Source organism: Polaribacter sp. Hel1_33_96 (assembly GCF_002846595.1).
Classification (GTDB): domain Bacteria; phylum Bacteroidota; class Bacteroidia; order Flavobacteriales; family Flavobacteriaceae; genus Polaribacter.
Map to the genome: position 1 here is coordinate 2,338,075 of NZ_PJMV01000001.1, position 20,686 is coordinate 2,358,760.

General features: G+C 30.7%; 18 protein-coding genes and 1 tRNA gene. 9 read left to right on the forward strand and 10 right to left on the reverse strand.

All coding sequences use genetic code 11. The features are described from left to right. Positions 1 to 3 precede the first annotated feature (3 nt). Positions 4 to 552 (forward strand): thioredoxin family protein, encoded by a 549-nt coding sequence (locus ATE90_RS10145; RefSeq protein ID WP_036787510.1) that lies wholly within the window; start codon positions 4 to 6, stop codon positions 550 to 552. Here ATE90_RS10145 and ATE90_RS10150 read toward each other — a convergent pair. From ATE90_RS10150 to surE, 5 genes are read right to left on the reverse strand one after another with little or no spacing between them, the layout of a single operon-like run. Then, complete coding sequence (locus ATE90_RS10150; protein ID WP_101451361.1) at positions 549 to 2,576, reverse strand: ComEC/Rec2 family competence protein; 2,028 nt, start codon at positions 2,574 to 2,576, stop codon at positions 549 to 551. The genes ATE90_RS10145 and ATE90_RS10150 overlap by 4 nt on opposite strands. Before the next feature lie 36 nt (positions 2,577 to 2,612). Next, the gene (locus ATE90_RS10155) at positions 2,613 to 3,074 is read right to left on the reverse strand and encodes a C40 family peptidase (RefSeq protein ID WP_235317754.1); all 462 of its coding nucleotides are present in this window, start codon (positions 3,072 to 3,074) and stop codon (positions 2,613 to 2,615) included. Positions 3,075 to 3,099: 25 nt separating this feature from the next. After that, the gene (gene lpxB / locus ATE90_RS10160; RefSeq protein WP_036787516.1) at positions 3,100 to 4,212 is read right to left on the reverse strand and encodes a lipid-A-disaccharide synthase; all 1,113 of its coding nucleotides are present in this window, start codon (positions 4,210 to 4,212) and stop codon (positions 3,100 to 3,102) included. Then, a complete protein-coding gene (locus ATE90_RS10165) occupies positions 4,213 to 4,500 on the reverse strand; it encodes a hypothetical protein (RefSeq protein ID WP_036787518.1) in 288 nt (95 codons plus the stop codon). Beyond that, positions 4,488 to 5,258, reverse strand: a complete 771-nt coding sequence (gene surE, locus ATE90_RS10170; RefSeq protein ID WP_036787520.1) for a 5'/3'-nucleotidase SurE — start codon at positions 5,256 to 5,258, stop codon at positions 4,488 to 4,490. The genes ATE90_RS10165 and surE overlap by 13 nt, the downstream gene beginning before the upstream one ends. Positions 5,259 to 5,542: 284 nt before the next feature. Between surE and ATE90_RS10175 the strand changes: the two genes are divergently transcribed. Together ATE90_RS10175 and ATE90_RS10180 are read left to right on the forward strand one after the other, a co-directional pair. Continuing rightward, positions 5,543 to 7,675 (forward strand): carboxy terminal-processing peptidase, encoded by a 2,133-nt coding sequence (locus tag ATE90_RS10175; protein WP_036787522.1) that lies wholly within the window; start codon positions 5,543 to 5,545, stop codon positions 7,673 to 7,675. 66 nt (positions 7,676 to 7,741) lie between these two features. Further along, positions 7,742 to 8,191, forward strand: a complete 450-nt coding sequence (locus ATE90_RS10180) for an acyl-CoA thioesterase (RefSeq protein WP_036787524.1) — start codon at positions 7,742 to 7,744, stop codon at positions 8,189 to 8,191. On the opposite strand, the gene ATE90_RS10185 is transcribed toward ATE90_RS10180, so the two are convergent. Together ATE90_RS10185 and ATE90_RS10190 are read right to left on the reverse strand one after the other, a co-directional pair. Then, positions 8,188 to 9,168, reverse strand: coding sequence for an NADPH:quinone oxidoreductase family protein (locus ATE90_RS10185; RefSeq protein WP_036787526.1), 981 nt, complete (start codon positions 9,166 to 9,168; stop codon positions 8,188 to 8,190). The two genes, ATE90_RS10180 and ATE90_RS10185, sit on opposite strands and share 4 nt — an antisense overlap. Before the next feature lie 878 nt (positions 9,169 to 10,046). Continuing rightward, positions 10,047 to 10,128: transfer RNA gene (locus ATE90_RS10190), tRNA-Leu, on the reverse strand. A 108-nt stretch (positions 10,129 to 10,236) separates the two neighbouring features. On the opposite strand from ATE90_RS10190, the gene ATE90_RS10195 reads away from it, so the two are divergent. Then, positions 10,237 to 11,625, forward strand: a complete 1,389-nt coding sequence (locus ATE90_RS10195; RefSeq protein WP_036787528.1) for a dipeptidase — start codon at positions 10,237 to 10,239, stop codon at positions 11,623 to 11,625. A 174-nt stretch (positions 11,626 to 11,799) separates the two neighbouring features. Continuing rightward, positions 11,800 to 12,978 (forward strand): OmpA family protein, encoded by a 1,179-nt coding sequence (locus ATE90_RS10200; protein ID WP_180335199.1) that lies wholly within the window; start codon positions 11,800 to 11,802, stop codon positions 12,976 to 12,978. A 92-nt stretch (positions 12,979 to 13,070) separates the two neighbouring features. Here ATE90_RS10200 and ATE90_RS10205 read toward each other — a convergent pair whose 3' ends face one another. Further along, the gene (locus ATE90_RS10205) at positions 13,071 to 13,694 is read right to left on the reverse strand and encodes a peptidylprolyl isomerase (RefSeq protein ID WP_101451363.1); all 624 of its coding nucleotides are present in this window, start codon (positions 13,692 to 13,694) and stop codon (positions 13,071 to 13,073) included. A gap of 427 nt (positions 13,695 to 14,121) precedes the next feature. On the opposite strand from ATE90_RS10205, the gene lysS reads away from it, so the two are divergent. Together lysS and ATE90_RS10215 are read left to right on the forward strand one after the other, a co-directional pair. Next, entirely contained in the window at positions 14,122 to 15,819 is a 1,698-nt protein-coding gene (gene lysS, locus ATE90_RS10210; RefSeq protein WP_101451364.1) for a lysine--tRNA ligase, read from the forward strand. A 157-nt stretch (positions 15,820 to 15,976) separates the two neighbouring features. Next, entirely contained in the window at positions 15,977 to 16,894 is a 918-nt protein-coding gene (locus ATE90_RS10215) for a glutaminase (protein ID WP_101451365.1), read from the forward strand. A 129-nt stretch (positions 16,895 to 17,023) separates the two neighbouring features. Here ATE90_RS10215 and rsmG read toward each other — a convergent pair whose 3' ends face one another. Then, positions 17,024 to 17,653 (reverse strand): 16S rRNA (guanine(527)-N(7))-methyltransferase RsmG, encoded by a 630-nt coding sequence (gene rsmG / locus ATE90_RS10220; protein WP_101451366.1) that lies wholly within the window; start codon positions 17,651 to 17,653, stop codon positions 17,024 to 17,026. Between the two features lie 118 nt (positions 17,654 to 17,771). Between rsmG and ATE90_RS10225 the strand changes: the two genes are divergently transcribed. Beyond that, entirely contained in the window at positions 17,772 to 18,863 is a 1,092-nt protein-coding gene (locus ATE90_RS10225) for a fatty acid desaturase family protein (protein WP_101451367.1), read from the forward strand. A 23-nt stretch (positions 18,864 to 18,886) separates the two neighbouring features. Next, on the forward strand, positions 18,887 to 20,074 hold the full coding sequence (locus ATE90_RS10230; protein ID WP_180335200.1) for a pyridoxal phosphate-dependent aminotransferase: 1,188 nt from the start codon (positions 18,887 to 18,889) through the stop codon (positions 20,072 to 20,074). Between the two features lie 216 nt (positions 20,075 to 20,290). Here ATE90_RS10230 and ATE90_RS10235 read toward each other — a convergent pair whose 3' ends face one another. Beyond that, on the reverse strand, positions 20,291 to 20,506 hold the full coding sequence (locus ATE90_RS10235; protein ID WP_036787540.1) for a hypothetical protein: 216 nt from the start codon (positions 20,504 to 20,506) through the stop codon (positions 20,291 to 20,293). Positions 20,507 to 20,686 lie beyond the last annotated feature (180 nt).

Consider the following 20,686-nt stretch of genomic DNA (forward strand, 5'->3'; position numbering starts at 1 on the left):
AATATGAAAAAAATTATTTTTACGCTATCAATCATCGCTTTTACTATTCATCTAAAGGCACAAGAAATCAATTGGATTTCTTTAAACAAAGCTTTAGAGCTTCAGAAAAAGCAACCTAAAAAAATAATGATGGATGTTTACACCAATTGGTGCGGCCCTTGTAAGCTATTGGACAAAAAAACTTTCCAGAACGAAGATGTTGTCGCTTTTGTAAATAAAAATTATTACGCCGTTAAATTTAATGGTGAAGGAAATGATAGCATACAGTATAAAGGAAACGCTTATAGCAATCCTAATTATGATAAAACAAAAGCCAACAAAAGAAATAGCTCACACGGATTTGCAAATTATATTGGAATAAGTGCGTATCCTACAATTGCTTTTTTAAATGAAGAAGGTGACTTTATAATTCCTTTAAAAGGTTTTTATGGACCACAACAATTAGAGTTCTATCTTAAAATGTTTTTAAACGATGAGCATAAAGAATTAAAAAGTCAAGAAAAATTTGACGCTTACTACAAGACTTTTAAACCAGTATTTAAAACAGATTAATCTCTGTTTATTCGTAAAACATAAGCTCCATTTTTACCTGTATAGTAAAATGGAGTTTTTTGTTTATTACAAATAATCTCCCATCTATTTACATCACTTTTATAATTGCTACCATCAGCAATAATTAGTTTCGGTTGCATCGTTTTTATCAACCTTTCCATATTTATTTTAGGTGAATACTGCAAAACTACACTAGGGTTCTTCAAATTATTAAGTTGATAAACGCCCAAACTATCTACCAATAAAATATGTTGTTTCTCAAATTGAAAAATAGAAGAGTTATAAGCTTTAAAGTGCTGCTGTACATTTTGTCCAATTCTATAGGAAGCCATTAAATTAGACTTTTCAATTTCTAAACTATCTAAATTATGATACACTAAAAGCTTCTCACCTGCTCTAATTCCTATCACAGAACTTCTGCTTTTTTGAAAAATGATAAATTCAGATTTTACTTTCTTTTGATGCCTTTCAAATACAAAAACAGTTTGGACTATAAGTATTGAAATCAAAAAGTAGATCATTTTTTTAGGTGATTTATCAATCAGAAAACGGATAAGAAAAATGATAAAAAGATAGGAAGCTATCATCACCAAAAATGAAAATGAAATATCTTTCAATAAAAATTGTTCTTGATGAGAAACCCAACTTACAAAATTGTTCATTTCAGTAATTACAAATCCGTAAATAGTTGCTAAAGGCTGTGGTAAAAAACCAAATAATGCAAGAGAAATAATTACAATTCCACCAATTAAAATACCTCCTAAAAAAGGAATTATAATTAAATTAGACAACCAAAACAAACTTGGAAATTGATGAAAATAGTACAAACTCAATGGTAAAATTCCGGCTTGAGCGGCAAAAGAAACTGTTAGTAATTGCCAAAGTTTATCAACTATCTTAGGTTTTGGTTGGTAAATTTTATACAGTTTAGGTTGTACCCAAATAATACCGAAAACAGCCAAATAACTTAATTGAAAACCTACATCAAACAAAAACATAGGTTTTAAAACCAACAAGAAAAACATGGATGAAATTAACGAAAATTCAACCACATTCTTCCGTTGAAAAGACAACCCGATTGCTAAAAAAGTAAACATAGTAACTGCTCTCACAACCGATGCCGACAGCCCCGCAACAAAGGCGAACATCCAGAGAAATAAAACCACTAAAAGTGTTTTGAATTGTTTTCCTCTTTTTAGTCTTTCTAAAGGTTTAAAAAACCACGTTAAAATGAGTAAAATAATACCCACATGCAAACCAGAAACTGCCAAAATATGAATGGTTCCAGCTCTTGAATAATCGATAATTAATTGTTTAGAAATTTCTTTTCTTTCCCCTAACAACAGCGCATTTATTACCGCTAATTCATCTGATTTAAATTGATAATTATTCAGTGACTCTCGAACATGGTTTCTGAATTTTGCTGAAAGGCCTTGTATAGAAAAACCGTGTGAACCGATTCTTTTAAACTCCTTGTTTTCTAAAAATAACTGTTGATGAATTCCTTGTTTTGCTAAATAGTCTTTGTAGTTAAATTGATGTGGATTTATTGGTGGACTTACTTTTTGAAAGACTGACTTCACATAAAGCAAATCATCAACATCTAGCAGTTCTCCTAAACTATCTTCTTGTATATTTAACAGTACCTTACCTCTAGTTTTTATGCTATCAATCTGTATGACTTCTACTTCATATTTATCATTAAAAAGACCAGATTTTAATACTTTATCAACTCTTAAAACTATAATAGAATTCTTTTCTGCATAATTTTGATAGTAGTCTTTATAATTTACATCGTTATTAAAATAAACCGCAGAGACTCCTATCAAATAGAACAAAAGAAAAGATAAAATAGTACTTATTTTCTTGTGATTTAAAATCACCAAAAACATCAAAAGAATAGCAATTAAAATAACTATTTTTAGAAATCCAACTTTCCAAAATTGATCGTAAAATTGCGAATAAATTCCTAAAGATAGGAGTACCACAAAGTGGAAGGGTAAATAATTAAGTAACCTTTTCATAGCGAAATAAAGTTACAAAATTATTATTAGAAAAAACTAAAGCACTTTTGTCGCTTTTACAAAAGCTTTTTTCCAGTATTTTTCTAATAATGAAGAAATAATGACACCTCTAGAACTAGTAGCATGAATAAAGCGAATTTGGTCTTTTTTCTTAGAAATTATTAAACCAACATGGTTAATACTTCTTCTGCTATTGCTCGTTTTAAAAAACAACAAATCGCCTTTTTGGGTTTTACTTAAAGAAATTTTATGGCCTCTTTTTGCTATATCTCTCGAGATTCTTGGCAACTGAAAATTCTCGTCTCCAAAAGCCACATAAATTACCCCAGAACAATCCATTCCTCTCTTGGTGGTGCCTCCAAATTTATATTTTACACCTTTAAATTTCAGCGCATTTCTAACAATTTTATCTGCTTTTGAAGCATTCTTTTTATTGTTTGTTCCTGCTATTTTAGATGATGAACAAGAGCTCAAAATAACAGCAAAAATAATTGACAAAAACAGCGCTTTTTTCATTGATAAATTATGCTTTTAAATTTTTAATAATCAATTTTGCTGTTTTTTCTGAAGCGCCCTTTCCTCCTAGTTTTTCCTCTAATTCAAAATATGATAAGAATAATTTTTCACGATGCTCTTTGTCTAAAATTTTAGAAAGCTCCCTTTTTAGATTTTCCTTTGTAAAATCATTTTGGATTAACTCCGTCACTACTTCTCTATCCATGATTAAATTAACCAAAGAAATAAACTTTAATGTGATAATTCTTTTTGCAATTTGATATGAAATATTTCCTCCCTTGTAACAAACTACTTGAGGCACTTTAAACAAAGCAGTTTCTAAAGTTGCAGTGCCAGAAGCTACTATTGCCGCGTTAGCAATACTTAATAAATCGTATGTTTTATTGTTGATAAAACTCACTTTCCTATCACCAATTATTTGCTGATAAAAAGAAAAATCTTGACTTGGAGCACCCGCAATTATAAATTTATATTCAGAAAAATCAGTAACTAAAGATAACATTACAGACAACATTTTTGTAATTTCTTGCTTTCTACTCCCTGGCAATAAAGCAATAATTCGCTTATCTCCTAGATTATGTGCTGTTCTAAATTGATGCGCATCAACTTGCTTTCTATCAGCAATTGCATCAATTAAAGGATGCCCAACAAAAGCCACCTCATACTCGTGTTTTTTATAAAACGCTTGCTCAAAAGGAAGAATCACAAACATTTTATCAACATCTCTTTTAATGTCTTTAATTCTGCCTGCTCTGCTTGCCCATACTTGAGGTGAAATATAATAATTGGTTTTAAAACCATACCTTTTTGCCCATTTAGCCACCCTTAAATTAAAGCCAGAATTGTCGATGAAAATAATTACATCTGGCTGGTATTGAGCAATATCTTCTTTACAAAGTTTAATAAAACCTAGTACTTTTGTGAGGTTTTTTAATACTTCGAAAAAGCCCATAAAAGCTCTTTCTTTAAAATGACTAACTAAAGTTCCGCCAACTTTTTGCATTAAATCACCACCCCAAAACCGAATGTCAGCATTTGTATCTTCTTTAAACAATGCCTTCATTAAATTAGCACCATGTAAATCTCCTGAAGCTTCCCCTGCAATAATGTAATATTTCATTTAGAAAAACTTTAAAATTAATGTTGTTAACGCAATTAAAATTGTCGCCAATAAAACTCCTTTTGCTCTACTATCTTGTTTCTTTTTAATAAAAATAAAGAATACAAACAAATTAGGAATGGCGGCTAACGACAATACTTTTCCATATAAATCTCCTTCACCAATCATTTTTAAAGTATCATTAAAACTGTACTTGGAAAAATATTCTATGTAGAAAAAAATTCCTGCTGCAGTTGCAAACAGAGAAATTAAAAAACCAATAAGAATATTTTTTTTTAAAGTTCCCAAGAGTTTAATTTTTGAATCATATGATGCGCAGTCATATCAAATTGAACAGGAACTATTGAAACATATCCATTTTCTAACGCATATACGTCTGTATCTTGACCTTTATCTTTATTAATAAACTCGCCGGAAAGCCAATAATATTCTTTTCCAAATGGACTCTTACGTTTGTCAAAATTCTCTTTCCAAACGCCATTTGCTTGCCTGCAAATTTTGGTGCCTTTTATCTCCTCTGCTGGCAAACTAGGAATGTTTACGTTTAAAACAATTCCTTCTGGTAGACCGTTCAATAAGGTATTTAAAGTTATATTTTTAACAAATTCTTCTGCAGGTTTAAAATCTGCATGCCATTTAAAATCTAATAATGAAAAACCAATGGCAGGAATCCCCTCTATTCCCGCTTCAACAGCAGCACTCATTGTTCCTGAATAAATAACATTTATAGAAGAATTTGCGCCATGGTTTATGCCTGAAACACATAAATCTGGTTTTTTATTCAGAATCTCACTAATTGCCATTTTTACACAATCTGCAGGAGTTCCCGAACATGTATATTCTAGCTGTGGACCGTCATCAATCGTAATAGGATTACAAGTTAATACATTATCAACCGTAATTGCGTGCCCCATTCCGCTTTGTGGACTGTCAGGAGCAACCACAACAACTTCCCCAATTTTATTCATTATTTTGATGAGCGCTCTAATTCCAGGAGCCGTAATTCCATCATCATTCGTTATTAAAATTAAAGGTTTTTCTTGCATCCTTGTTGTTTTAAATACAAATGTAATTTATTTAAACGATTTTCTTTTTAACATTTTGTAAAGAATAGAACGGTCTAAAATTATGTAACATTGTAATGGTATATTATTTATCGACAGGTGTTTTTTTTTGAGAGCATTAGAAAAACTTAAAACCATAAAAAAATAATGTCGCTTTTAAAATCGTCAAAAGATTTTTTTTAAAAAAAAGAAATAAAATTTAGACATTTGGCACTATTTTAGTTCTAGAAAAAAAAATAAAAGAGAAAATAAAGGAAAAAAGATTTATGAAAATTAAAATTAAGTTTAGTATTGTATTTTTAGCACTGGCATTATTAGTAAACAGTTTTGCAATAAATGCATCTAATAAAAATAACGTTGCTGATCCTGAAAAAGATAAGGTGCTAATTTATGTATTAAAAAACATTTTAACGCGAGGTCATTTTGTGGTGAAAGACATGAATGATGATTTTTCTGAACAAGTTTTCAACTCTTTTATAGATGGTTTAGACCCTAGTAAACGTTATTTTACACAAGAAGATCTTAAAGAATTCTCTCAATATAAATATGAAATTGACAATCAATTACTGCAAGACGATTTAACTTTTTACAAATTGGTGTATAATCGATTCTTAACTAAAATTAAGAATGCTAAATCTTATTACGAAGCTTTACTTGAAGAACCTTTTAACTTTAATAATAATGAAACGATTGATTTAAATTATGAAGAAATTCCATTTGCAAAAAACGACAATGAATTAGTTGATTACTGGAGAAAACAATTGAAATTACAAACACTAGGTAGAGTTCAAGAAGAAGCAGAACTTCAGAAAGAAAAAGTAAAAAAAGACAAAAAATTCAAAGTGAAATCGCTTGCTACTTTAGAAAAAGAAGCAAGAACAGAAGTTCTAAAAAACATGGATGAATTGTACATTAGAATTGAAGAATTAGAGCACGAAGATTGGTTTTCTACTTTCTTAAACTCTGTGGTTGGTGCGTTTGATCCACATACCACTTATATGGCTCCAAGAACTAAGGAGCGTTTTGATCAAAGTATGTCTGGGAAGTTAGAAGGCATTGGAGCTCGTTTGCAGAAAAAAGGAATTTATACACATATTTTTGAATTGGTTTCTGGAGGTCCTGCTTGGAAACAAGGAGATTTAGAAGCCGGTGATATTATTTTAAAAGTTGCACAGGGAGTCAATGAACCTCTAGACATTGTTGGCATGCGTTTAGATGATGCCATAAAGTTTATCAAAGGGAAAAAAGGAACTGAAGTGCGATTAACGGTCAAGAAAAAACTAGATGGTTCTATAAAGGTAATATCAATTATAAGAGATGTTGTTCAATTAGATGAAACCTTTGTAAAATCTAGCATTGTAGAGAAAAACGGTAAGAAATATGCAGTCATAGATTTGCCAAGCTTTTATATTGATTTTCAAGACCAAGCTTCTAGAGATTCAGCGAAAGACATGGAAAAAGAAATTGAGCGGTTGAAAGCGGAAAACGTTACTGGTTTAATCGTTGATTTGAGAAATAATGGTGGTGGATCTTTAAAAACTGCCATAGAAATTTCAGGATTATTTATTGATAAAGGCCCTATTGTACAAGTAAAATACAGAGGAGAAAATCCAATTATAAAAAATGATATAGATCCGCAAATTCAATGGGAAGGCTCTTTGGTTATTTTAGTGAATGAATTTTCTGCTTCCGCTTCAGAAATTTTTGCTGCTGCAATGCAAGATTATAAAAGAGCTGTTATTTTAGGAGGAAATCAAACGTATGGAAAAGGAACTGTACAAAACATTTTACCTATCAATCAATTCTATCCAAATTACGAAGAGGATTTAGGATATTTAAAAATGACTATCCAAAAATTCTATAGAGTAAATGGCGGGTCAACCCAAAAAGAAGGCGTTTATTCAGATATTGCAATGCCAAGCAGGTATAGCTATATGAAAGTAGGTGAACGTGATTTAGAAGGTGCTTTGGCTTGGGATAAAGTGCCACAAGCAAAGTATTCTCAAACAAATTCGTACGCTAATTTTGCAGATGTTGTTTATAGTAGCAAACAAAGAATTGCTTCTAATTCCAATTTTAAGTTAGTAAATAAATACGCAAAATGGCTCAAAAAAAATCAAAAAGAAAATTCTTATTCTTTAAACTATAAAAAGTTTTATAAGGAAAGTGAAGAAAAAGAAAAAGAAGCAGACAAATTTAAATCTGTTTTCGATTACAAATCGAATCTTACCTATTTTTCTCCAAAATATGAGCAATCATTATTTAAAGACAATAAAGATTTAGCTGATAAAAGAATGGCATGGCATAAAAACTTATCAAAAGACATGTACATCTCTGAAGCTTTAAATGTTTTAAGCGAATTAAAGCTAAAAAATAAAGTAGAAATCGTTCAACATTAAAAATATAAATTATTTCAATAAAGTCCTGATATGTATGCTACACATCAGGATTTTTAATTTTTACTTATGAGTTTTCAAATAACCTTCGCCACAAAATGGTCTGACTTTGACCCTAACAGACACATGCGTCACACGGCATATAATGAGTATGCTGCAGAAGTAAGAATCCGTTATTTTGCGGCTCAAAACTTTTCTATTGAAGAATTTACCAAACACAATATTGGTCCTATTTTGTTTACGGAAGAAACCTCTTTTAGAAAAGAAATTCATTTGGGAGAAAATATAACGGTAAACATGAAACTTGCCGCGCTTTCAATGAATAATGAACGGTGGAAAATTGTGCATGAAGTTTTTAATGAAGCTGGAAAATTATCTGCGGTCATAAAAGTTTATGGCGCTTGGATTGATCTAACAAAAAGAAAACTAACTACTCCTCCAAAAGAAGCAGCCCATCTCTTTTTAAACACAGAAAAAACTTTAAATTTTGAAGAAATTCTTTTAAAATCAAAAAGTTAAATTTCCATATCAATTACAATTTTACCTTTTGTCTTTCTTTGCATCATATCTTCCAATGCTTTTGGTGCATTTTCTAAAGAATAGGTTTTATCTATATGTGGTTTTAAATCTCCTTTTGCAAACCATGCTAATAATTGTTTAATATTCTCTAGACTTTCTTTGGGTTGTTTTTGAGCAAAAGCTCCCCAAAAAACACCCACAATACTCGCCCCTTTTAATAAAGTTAAATTAATAGGAATTTTAGGGATTTCACCATTTGCAAAACCAATGACCAAATGTCTTCCTTTCCATGCAATAGCTCTTAAGGCCAATTCAGAAAAATGCCCTCCAACAGGATCATAAATTATATCAACTCCTTTTCCATTTGTCAATTCTTTTACCCTGTCTTTTAAATTTTCCTCTGTGTAATTAATGACTTCATCTGCTCCAAATTGTTTACATAAATCTAATTTTTCTCCAGAAGATGCCGCGGCAATAACATTTGCTCCCATTAATTTTGCCAATTCTGAAGCTGTTAAACCAACGCCACCTGAAGCTCCTAAAATTAAAACAGTCTCTCCTTTTTGTAAATTTGCTCTATCTTTCAACGCATGGTAAGAGGTGCCGTACGCTAATAAAAAAGCCGAAGCATTTACCATGGACATTCCTCTAGGCTTAGGAAAACAATCTTTAGCATTTACAATTGCTTTCTCTGCAAAACCGCCAAAGGGAATAAAGCCAACTACCTCATCTCCAACTTTTAAATGTTTTACATTTTTACCAACCTTTTCTACAAACCCCGCAACATCACTTCCGGGTGAAAAAGGAAATGATGGCTTAAATTGATATTTTCCTTGAATAATTAGCGTGTCAGGAAAATTTACACTGCATGCTTTTACAGCGATTAAAACCTGACCCTCATTTGGGTTTGGAATTTCAATTTCCCGATACCTTAAAGTATCTGGAGTTCCGAATTTATTGCAAACGATGGCTTTCATAAAAAAGTTTTCTCAAATATAAGTCTTTAAAATAAATACTTATTTCTAAATTCTTTTTTACGAAAGTCTATCTATGCACTAAAAACCTGCAAGAAAACAATAGTTAATAAATAAAATCACCATCACTTGTTATCTATAATAACAACCTTATTTGTTCTTATTGTCTGGATAATTTTCTTCTTTTTGTTTCCGACTTGAGTAAATAATATTCCATATGGTTAAACCCATATATATATAGAGAATATTAAACCACCTACTATAAAAAATCCTATATTCATGTTGTTCGTCTTTGTCTAATTGCTATTGCAAATAATAGTATTGTACCTGGCCAGTGAGCTGAATATTGAGCCTCAGCAGTCATGCCTAATATACCGTACCCTACAGAGTACAATAAACAAAGGAATGCTAAAATAATTGGGTACCATTTTAAAATAAATTTTTTCATCTTTTACTAATTTGTTTTATTAATTATGAACCTAATATACAAAATATGAGAAGAATGTTTTTAAAAAAGAACCTATGATTTCATTTTAAAATAAATTTTAAACCTAATACATCTTGTATTCGTTTGTTGTGAAGCTAGTATTGGCCAGGTTTTTTTTATTGAAAATAAGATACTTTCAGTAAATAAAAATTATCGCGAGGGTCTGTCTCAGGATTAAAAAAGAATAAATTCTAACTCTTGTAATTTTAAAAATAAAATTGATTTTATATACTGCTAGCTTCAAAAAAAAAAATAGATTATAATTTAATCAACTAAAATCAACTACTTATTTAATTTAGTATTAAGTCTGATCTAATTTAAGTAAAAGGAAGGGTTTTTTTTGAATTAAAAAACCTCAACTTATTGAAAATCAATATGATGAGGTTTGTATCTGTACAGGCGGAGAGACTCGAACTCTCACACCTCGCGGCACTAGATCCTAAGTCTAGCGTGTCTACCAATTCCACCACGCCTGCAACTTTCCAATTCAGCTAAATCGGGGTGCAAATATAAACAATAGTTGCAAACTTCAAAGTAGTTCGTTATTATTTTTCTATTTTTGGTATAGAAAAAAAACATACCAAATGAACACCATTCAATCGTACATAAAAGATAATAAAAAACGATTCTTAAATGAATTAATAGAGTTACTTAAAATACCTTCTGTAAGTGCTGACTCTGCTTACAAAAAAGATGTTTTACTAACTGCAGATTTTGTACTAGAAAGTCTAAAAAAAGCAGGCTGTGAGCATGTAGAAATCTGCGAAACTCCTGGATATCCAATTATTTATGGTGAAAAAATTATTGATCCAAAACTACCAACAGTATTGGTTTATGGTCATTATGATGTGCAACCTGCAGATCCTATTGATTTATGGACCTCTCCTCCTTTTGAACCTGTTATTAAAAAAACAGCAATTCATCCAGAAGGTGCAATTTTTGCGCGTGGTGCTTGTGATGATAAAGGACAAATGTATATGCACGTAAAAGCATTGGAATATATGACGTCCACAGGAAATCTACCGTGTAATGTGAAATTCATGATAGAAGGCGAAGAGGAAGTTGGCTCAGAAGGTTTAGCTTGGTTTGTGCCAAGAAACAAAGAAAAATTAGCCAATGATGTTATTTTAATTTCTGATACTGGCATGATTGCAAACGATATTCCGTCAATTACCACAGGTTTGCGTGGTTTAAGTTATGTTGAAGTAGAAGTTACAGGGCCAAATAGAGATTTACATTCTGGTTTGTATGGGGGTGCAGTTGCTAATCCAATTAATATTTTAACCAAAATGATTGCTTCTTTACTTGATGAAAATAATCGGATTACCATACCTGGTTTTTATGATGATGTAGAAGATCTGTCAACCGAAGAAAGAGCTGAAATGGCGAAAGCTCCTTTTTCTTTAGACAACTATCAAAAAGCTTTAGACATTGATACCGTTTATGGGGAAAAAGGATATTCTACCAACGAACGAAATGCTATTAGACCAACTTTAGATGTAAACGGAATTTGGGGAGGCTACACAGGTGAAGGCGCAAAAACAGTAATTGCTTCAAAAGCTTTTGCAAAAATCTCTATGCGCTTAGTACCAAATCAAGATTGGAAAAAAATTACCCAATTATTCAAAAATCATTTTGAAAGTATCGCGCCCAAAGCTGTTAAAGTAGTTGTAAAACCTCATCATGGAGGTCAAGGTTATGTTACACCAACAGACAATATTGCTTACCAAGCAGCAAGTAAAGCTTATGAAACTAGTTTTGGTAAAAAACCAATTCCGCAAAGAAGTGGCGGTAGTATTCCTATTGTAGCTTTATTTGAACAAGAATTAAAGAGCAAAACAATTTTAATGGGTTTTGGGTTAGATTCAGATGCAATTCACTCACCTAACGAACATTTTGGAGTTTGGAATTATTTAAAAGGGATTGAAACAATTCCATATTTTTATAAATATTTTACAGCGTTATCAAAATAAACAGCACATAAATAAAAAAATATTTTTAATAAATATCTCAAAGAGATAAAAGAAACATCTTTTAATTTAACTATCCCAAGGAGCATTTTATCTTAATAATTACACAGCTAAAATAATTAATTATATTTATTTTAAAAATAAGTTATAAATTTGTCGATGAAAAAACAAATAATTATGAAGAAAATATTTTTAGGAGCATTATTCTTTTGCTTTATAATGCAAGTAAATGCGCAAGAGTTTAATAAGTGGTCAGTAGATTTTGGAGCAGGAGTTCACCAAATTACAAAAAATATTTCTCCAAATTATGATTCTGGTAATTTTGGTTTTGGTCAAGCTAGTTTAGGGCTTAGATATATGCTTAATGAAAAATTTGGGTTTCGGCTTGGTCTAGGTTATAATGAGTTTGCAGAAGGTGAAAACAGTTTACCTTTTAGAGCTAATTATTACAGAATAAATATAGAAGGTATTGTAAATGCGGGTAATCTTTTAAATTTTAGTAGTTGGACAAAAAGATTTAATCTTTTATTTCACGCTGGTGTGGGTATGTCTACCTCTAGCACAATAAAACCTATAAATCAGGAAACTGATATTATGACTAATTTTATTTTGGGTTTGACGCCTCAATTTAAATTATCAAATCGTATTTCATTATTTTTCGACACATCCATTATATTTCATCAATTCCAACATTATACTTTTGACGGAGCTATCATACAAGAGCCAAGAATAATTAACCCTGCAATTATAAATACATCCTTAGGAGTAAATATTTCTATAGGGAAACAAAAAGAGAATGCAGATTTTTTAAAAAATGATGAAGTTATAGTTACTGACAAAATAGACGATATTGTAAAACGTTTAGATAAAGCTGAAACGGAAATAGCTACTTTAAAAACTAAAAAAGTAACGATTAACAAGGTAGAATTAGTCAAAGAATTAGACAACAGATATGCCTTAAAAGGAGAAGTTGCATCTAATAGATATGCAAATGTTGTAACGAGTTCTAATGTAGATTTGATAAGAAAATTATTAAATGATGGCTATATCAATGTTTACTTTGATGTAAATAAAAAAACTGTTCAAAAAGGTTCTTTAAATTCTGTAAATTACTTAACACAGTTTATGAAAGATAATCCAAATGTTTCAGCGCTATTAATTGGTTATGCAGATGAAACTGGAAAAGAAAAACAAAATCAAATTTTGTCTAAAAACAGAGCAAAGAGTGTGTTCGATATTTTAGTTTCTGCAGGAATTAGTGCTAATAGACTATCTTACGCAGGTGGTGGAGAAGATAAAAGTGTTACAACAAAAGCGAGACAATTTGCAAGAAAAGTTATTTTTAAAATCAACTAACGATTAATAATAGCTTATTTTTAAAATCATTAAAAAAAACCAACAAATTAATTTGTTGGTTTTTTTTAGTTCAAAGTAATATGCTACATAAATTATTTTATGATGTACGCCTTTTTAATATAATCTACCTTGGGAAATTTATCTTTTAAAAATTTATTTCCAAATTTGGTAATAGAGTCTTGTTTGTAACCTAATTTATCTCCATAACCGTTATAGAACTTCAACACATTTTCTTGACCAGCAATTACTTTTGCTACTACTGGAAAACCTGTTACACCTGAATAAGTGAGTTTATCTAATCTATGATTTTCTTTTAAGTTGATAAATATTTGATTCGATCTTGTCTTTACGCCTCCTCTGGCAAAAGAAATGGTCATAAAATCATTTTTAGCCAATACAGGTTCATCATCAATTCCTTTACTCCAACTTCCGTGTATGATGCTATCATTGTGAATGCCAAATTGAGCAACAAATTTTGGTACAACTCTGTAAATAGCGACATCTTGGTAATAGTCATTTTTTATCATTTGATATAATCTGTCTACCCCTTTTGGCGACCAAGCTCTTCGTGCAACGATATCAAAATTACCTTTCGTGGTTTCAAATCTCGCTTTAAAAGTATTTGGAGAATTTTCTTTTAACCATTTCTCCTTAAACTTCACTGTAGCGCAAGAACTTAGTAAAATAATACTGCCTACTAAAAATATTTTTTTCATCTTTAATTTCAATTGATTTGAAACAAATGTAAATAAAATATTTATGAACATTTCGAAGCTACATTTGTAGAATCTAATAATTACCGCAATAAAATTATATGAGATTGAATGAAATAAAAAGTAAATTAATGATGGAAGAAAAAAACTATAATTATTTTAAGCTAAAATGAGGAAAAAACTGACTAAAATAAAAAAAGCGTCCCATTTCAGGGAAGCTTTCCATTGGTTAACAAAACCACGGCACTTTTTATAAAGTGCCAAACAACACAACTAATACTGCTTTAACAAAAAACAGTGTACAAATATACGCTGTTTTTAACTATTCACAAATAAATATATTCTTTTTTACAATTATCTAAATTGTCTATTAATGCATTTGATTGTATCTTCGCAACCTTAAATAAACACCAGAAAATTTATACACCAAATGCAATTATCAGAACAAGAAGTTGTACGAAGAGAAAAGCTAGCAAAATTAAGAGATTTGGGAATAAACCCTTATCCTGCAGATTTATTTCCAATAAATTCTAATTCGAAAGAAATAAAAGAAAACTATATTGAAGGTAAACAGGTAGTTATTGCAGGCCGATTAATGGTTATAAATATTCAAGGAAAAGCCTCTTTTGGCCAATTGCAAGATGGTGAAGGTAGGATTCAACTTTATTTTAATAGAGATGAAATTTGTGAAGGAGAAGACAAATCTTTGTATAACAACGTTTTCAAAAAACTATTAGATTTAGGGGATTTTGTTGGAATTACAGGTACACTCTTCACTACACAAGTTGGCGAGAAAACAGTCATGGTAAAAAGTTTTAAAATGCTTTCTAAAGCATTAAAGCCTTTACCGATGCCAAAAGTTAAAGATGGTGTTACATACGACGCTTTTACAGATCCAGAAATGCGTTACAGACAACGTTATGCAGATTTAGTTGTAAACCCGCATGTAAAAGAAGTTTTTATAAAAAGAACAAAACTATTTAATGCTATGCGTTCGTTCTTCAACGACGCTGGTTATTTTGAAGTTGAAACACCGGTTTTGCAACCAATTCCTGGAGGTGCTGCTGCAAGGCCATTTATAACGCATCACAATTCTTTAGATATTCCTTTATATATGAGAATTGCCAATGAATTATATCTAAAAAGATTAATTGTTGGTGGTTTTGACGGGGTTTATGAATTCTCCAAAAACTTTAGAAATGAAGGAATGGATAGAACTCATAATCCTGAGTTTACAGCCATGGAAATCTATGTGTCTTACAAGGATTACAATTGGATGATGGATTTTGCTGAGCAATTGTTAGAACACTGTGCAATTGCTGTAAATGGAACATCAGAAGCTACTTTTGGGGAACATAAAATTGACTTTAAAGCGCCTTATGCAAGAGTAACGATGGCAGACTCTATAAAACATTTTACGGGCTTCGATATTATTGGAAAAACAGAAGATGAAATTAGAGAAGCTGCAAAATCAATGAATATTCCTGTTGATGAAACGATGGGAAAAGGAAAATTGATTGATGAAATTTTTGGAGAGAAATGCGAAGGAAACTACATTCAGCCAACTTTTATTACAGATTATCCGAAGGAAATGTCTCCACTTTGTAAAGAACACAGAGACAATCCAGAATTAACAGAGCGTTTCGAATTGATGGTTTGTGGTAAAGAAATTGCCAATGCATATTCTGAATTAAATGACCCAATTGATCAACGTGAGCGTTTTGAGCACCAATTAAAGTTAGCGCAAAAAGGAGATGATGAAGCTACAGAATTTATTGACGAAGATTTCTTACGTGCTTTAGAATATGGTATGCCTCCAACCTCTGGAATGGGAATTGGAATGGACAGACTAATTATGTTCTTAACCAACAATCAATCGATACAAGAAGTGCTGTTCTTCCCGCAAATGCGACCAGAGAAGCGAATCGCTTTAGATGTAGAACTCACTGTTGAGGAAAAGGACTTACTTGATATCATCACAAAAGCAGAAAAAATAGCTTTAAATTCTTTAAAAACTCAATCTGGCTTGTCTAATAAAAAATGGGATAAAACGATTAAAGGTTTAACAAAGAAAAATGTTGCAAAAGTGTCTAAAACCGATGAAGGTTTGTTTGTAGAGATTTTATAATAACTTCTAATTCTGATCTTGTTTCAGAATTTCATAATAATGAATAGTAAAAATCGGAATTACAGCAATGTAGTTCCCTTTTTTTTGAAAGCTGCTTTATGTTGTTTCTTAAAAAATTTTCTAATATGTTTGTGATAACCAATACCATAAATTATCAATGGAAAATTATAAAAAAATAATCGAAGACATTTATTTTGAAATAAAAACCATTGATGATACTGGCGAAATAGCCAATTACATACCCGAATTAGCAAATGTTTCTGATCATAATTTTGGAATACATATAACAACAATTGACAATGAATCTTTTGGAATTGGTGATTTTGACAAGAAATTTTCTATTCAAAGTGTTTCTAAAGTTTTTGCACTGACGCTAGCTTACAAATTTGAGGATGCAAAATTATGGGAAAGAGTTGGTATTGAACCTTCTGGAAATCCTTTTAATTCATTATTACAACTAGAAACAGATTATGGAAAACCACGAAATCCTTTTATAAATTCTGGTGCAATTGTAATTTGCGATGTTTTATTGAGCCATCTTAAAAATCCAAAAGAAGATTTTTTAAACTTCTGTAAAGAGCTTAGTAATAATTCTTCTTTAAATTATAATGAAAAAGTAGCGCAATCAGAAAAAAAATCTGGCTACAGAAATAGTGCCCTTTGTAATTTTATAAAATCTTTTGGAAACATAAAAAATGATGTAGATGAAGTATTAGATTTTTACTTTCATATCTGTTCTTTAGAAATGAGCTGTAAAGAACTTTCTAAAATATCTCTTTTTTTAGCGGATGATAACTTCACGAGTCATAAAGGAAATAAAATTCTTACAATGAGTCAAGCTAAAAGAGTAAATGCAATTTTACTTACTTGTGGTTTTTATGATGAATCTGGCGAGTTTGCTTTTAGAGTCGGTTTACCAGGGAAAAGTGGGGTTGGTGGCGGTATTGTAGCGGTACACCCCGATAAATATTGTATTGCAGTTTGGAGTCCAAAATTGAATAAAAAAGGAAATTCTTATAAAGGCATGCTGTTTTTAGAAACCTTTACCACAAAAACCGCTTCTTCTATTTTTTAATTCGTTACAACATTCATGATTTCTGACCATAATATGATTAATTTTCATTTAGTTGGCTGCTACCCTTTTAAAAATACAACTTTACCAAGTACTTATTAAAAGTTGTAATATTTGAATAATCTTAAACAATTACCCCTTATACTTCATACCTAAATGAACGACTTTTTTTGTTTCAAAAAAAGCTTCGTCGAAATAATTAGGTAGGTCATAAATAGTTGCTGAAGTATATATTTTTAATTCTTCAGATAAATCTCCACCTTTTAAATATAGAATTCCATTTTTTAATTCGTGATTTTGCTTTTTAGCAATTCTACCTTTTGTCCAACGAACAAAAGTTTCCATTTGGGCAACTGCTCTACTCACAATAAAATCATACGTATCTTTTACATCTTCTGCTCTGCCATGAGTAGTTTTTACATTTACTAATCCTAAGCCAGCAACAACCTCATTTACTACTTTGATCTTTTTCCCAATGGAATCAACTAGGTGAAACTGGGTTTCAGGAAATAAAATTGCCAAAGGAATACCAGGAAAACCTCCTCCTGTTCCTACATCCATTACTTTAGAGCCTGGTTTAAAAGAAATTATTTTTGCTATCCCTAATGAATGTAGTACATGACGTAAGTATAACTCATCTATATCTTTACGAGAAACTACATTTATTTTTAAGTTCCAATCTTTATATAACTCTTGAAGTTTTGAAAACTGTTCAATTTGAGTCGGTGTTAAGTCTTTAAAATATTTTTGTATAATTTCCATAAATTAAGTGTCAGCGACAAAAATAGTTATTGTTCACAAACAATTAGCAACAAAATCCTACGTTTATTACAGAAAGATATTTCAAAAACATTATTTTTGTTTATTATACATAATATATATGAAAGCAATAAACTTTTCAAGAGAAGATAAAGCTAAGTTCTTTAGAACTCTAAATAAAAGAGTGAATACATATTTCAAAGAAAATAACATTAAGAGAACAGGAAACTGGAAATTATATTCTAAAGCAATTATCATGTTTTCGCTGTTTTTAATTCCTTTTATTTTAGTATTAACGGTATCTATGCCTCAGTGGGTAATGATTTTGTTAATGGTAGTTACAGGTGTTGGTATGGCCGGTGTTGGTATGAATGTTATGCATGATGCAAATCACGAATCATTTTCTAAAAGAAAATGGGTTAATAAACTAATGGGTAGCAGTATCTATATTCTTGCTGGTAACGTTTATAATTGGAAAGTACAACATAATGTTTTACACCATACATTTACCAACGTAAAAGACCATGATGAAGATATAGATGCTGGTAGAATTATTCGTTTCTCAAAGCATTCTAAATGGTTAAAAATTCATAAACTTCAGAAATATTATTCTATATTTTTATATGGTTTGCTAACCATTAATTGGGCAATTACTACAGATATTAAGCAAATGCACCGGTATTTGAAACGAAAACTATCTTATGGTGAGTTTCCAAATCCTTCAACAGAATGGACGAAGTTGGTGATCTCTAAAATTGCATATTATGCACTTTGGATTGTTTTACCGTTATTAGCTTTAGACGTTTCATGGTGGAAAGTATTAATAGGTTTTTTTGTTATGCATTATACTGCTGGTATGATTTTAAGCTTGGTTTTTCAATTGGCGCATATTGTTCCAAATACAGAAATGCCAATTCCAAATAAAGAAGGAAATTTAGAACACACTTGGGCAGTCCATCAATTATACACTACCTCTAACTTTGCACCTAGCAACTGGTTAGTAAACTTTTATACAGGAGGTTTAAATCATCAGGTTGAACATCATATTTTTCCACATATTTCTCATGTGCATTATGAAAAATTAGCTAAAATTGTAAAAGAAACTGCCAAAGAGTTTAATTTGCCGTATAATGAATATGATACCATGCGTAAAGCAATTATAGAGCACTTTAGACATTTAGGCGTTTTAGGTAAAAACCCTGAATTAGTATAAGTAAAACAACAATTAACAGTAAAATGACACATCCATTATCGGACAGAATTAACAGCCTACCAACATCACAAACATTGGCAATGGCTGCAAAAGCTAGAGAATTAAGAGCAGAAGGAAAAGATATTATTGGTTTAAGTTTGGGAGAGCCGGACTTTAATACACCGGATTTTATTAAAGATGCGGCAATAGAAGCGATCAATGAAAATTACAATACATATACACCTGTAGATGGTTATGTAGAATTGAAAGAGGCTATTTGCACGAAGTTTAAACGTGATAATGGCCTAGACTACAAACCAAATCAAATAGTAGTGTCTACGGGCGCAAAACAATCTATCGCCAACATTGCACAAGTTTTGTTAAACCCTGGTGATGAAATTTTATTACCAGCACCTTATTGGGTAAGTTATTCTGCAATTGCTATTTTATGTGAAGCAACCTATGTCGAAATTCCTTCTTCTATTGACAACGATTTCAAAATTACACCGGCTCAGTTAGAAGCAGCAATTACGCCTAAAACTAAAATGATTTTCTTTAACTCGCCAAATAATCCAAGCGGAACTATTTATAGTGAATCAGAATATCGAGCATTAGCAGCAGTTTTAGAAAAATATCCAAAGATTTTTATATTATCAGATGAAATCTATGAACATATCAATTACGATTCAAAACCGTTTAGTTTTGCAGCTATAGAAAGCATGTATGACAGAACCATTACCGTAAACGGTTTGGCAAAAGCATTTGCCATGACTGGTTGGAGAATTGGTTATATTGGCGCACCAGAATGGATTGCAAAAGCATGTACAAAGATGCAAGGTCAAATTACCTCAGGCACAAACTGTATTGCTCAAAGAGCAGCAATTACAGCAGTATTAGCACCCGTTTCTAAAATACAATTTATGGTAGATGAGTTTAAAACTCGTAGAGATATCATTATTGGGTTATTAAGAGAAATTGATGGATTTAAAGTAAATGTTCCGGAGGGCGCTTTTTATGTTTTTCCAGATATTTCTGCTTACTTTGGTAAATCGATAGACGGAATAAAAATTGAAAATGCCAGCGATTTTTCTCTGTTCATCCTAGAAAAAGCCAATGTTGCTACTGTAACTGGAGATGCTTTCGGAGCTCCTAATTGCATCAGAATATCTTATGCAGCTTCTGAATTACAAATTCGTGAAGCTATTAAGAGAATAAAAAAAGCTTTACATTAAAAGCAAAAACATATCTATTATAAAATCCATCTTTTTTAGATGGATTTTTTTTGATGTTGTGTGTTTTTAAAACAATCTAAAATGTGTTATTTTATATATTTTAGATTTGTTCTTTCATCAAAATTTACTCAAACTGATATTTAAAAGGATATCCTTACTATCACTAAACTGGACTTATTTATAAGCTACTTTCTCTATTCAAAATCCTTTTACCTTTTAGTAAACGATCATAATAATAGCAAATGCAAACAATGAAACTTGTAAAATAGTTCCTACTTGACTTTCTATTTTTCCATGATGATTTAAAATCATAGCCTTAATTCTAGATACTGATTTAGATTTCTCTAACTTCATGTTCTTTTTAATTTCTTGTTTATACGCAGATGTTAAAATTCCTCTTTCTTCTAATGATACCGTTTTTAAATATTTCATGATGTATAGTTTAATTGATTACATAAAATAGACGACTTAAAAAAAAATATGTTACAGGCTAAATATCATGAAATCATCACTAAAATTTCATTCTCTCAGGATTGATGGTTTACGACAATCAGAAAAAAATAAAAATATATTTTAGAATTATGCATAAGAAGAAAGAAAAATCTAAGAAAT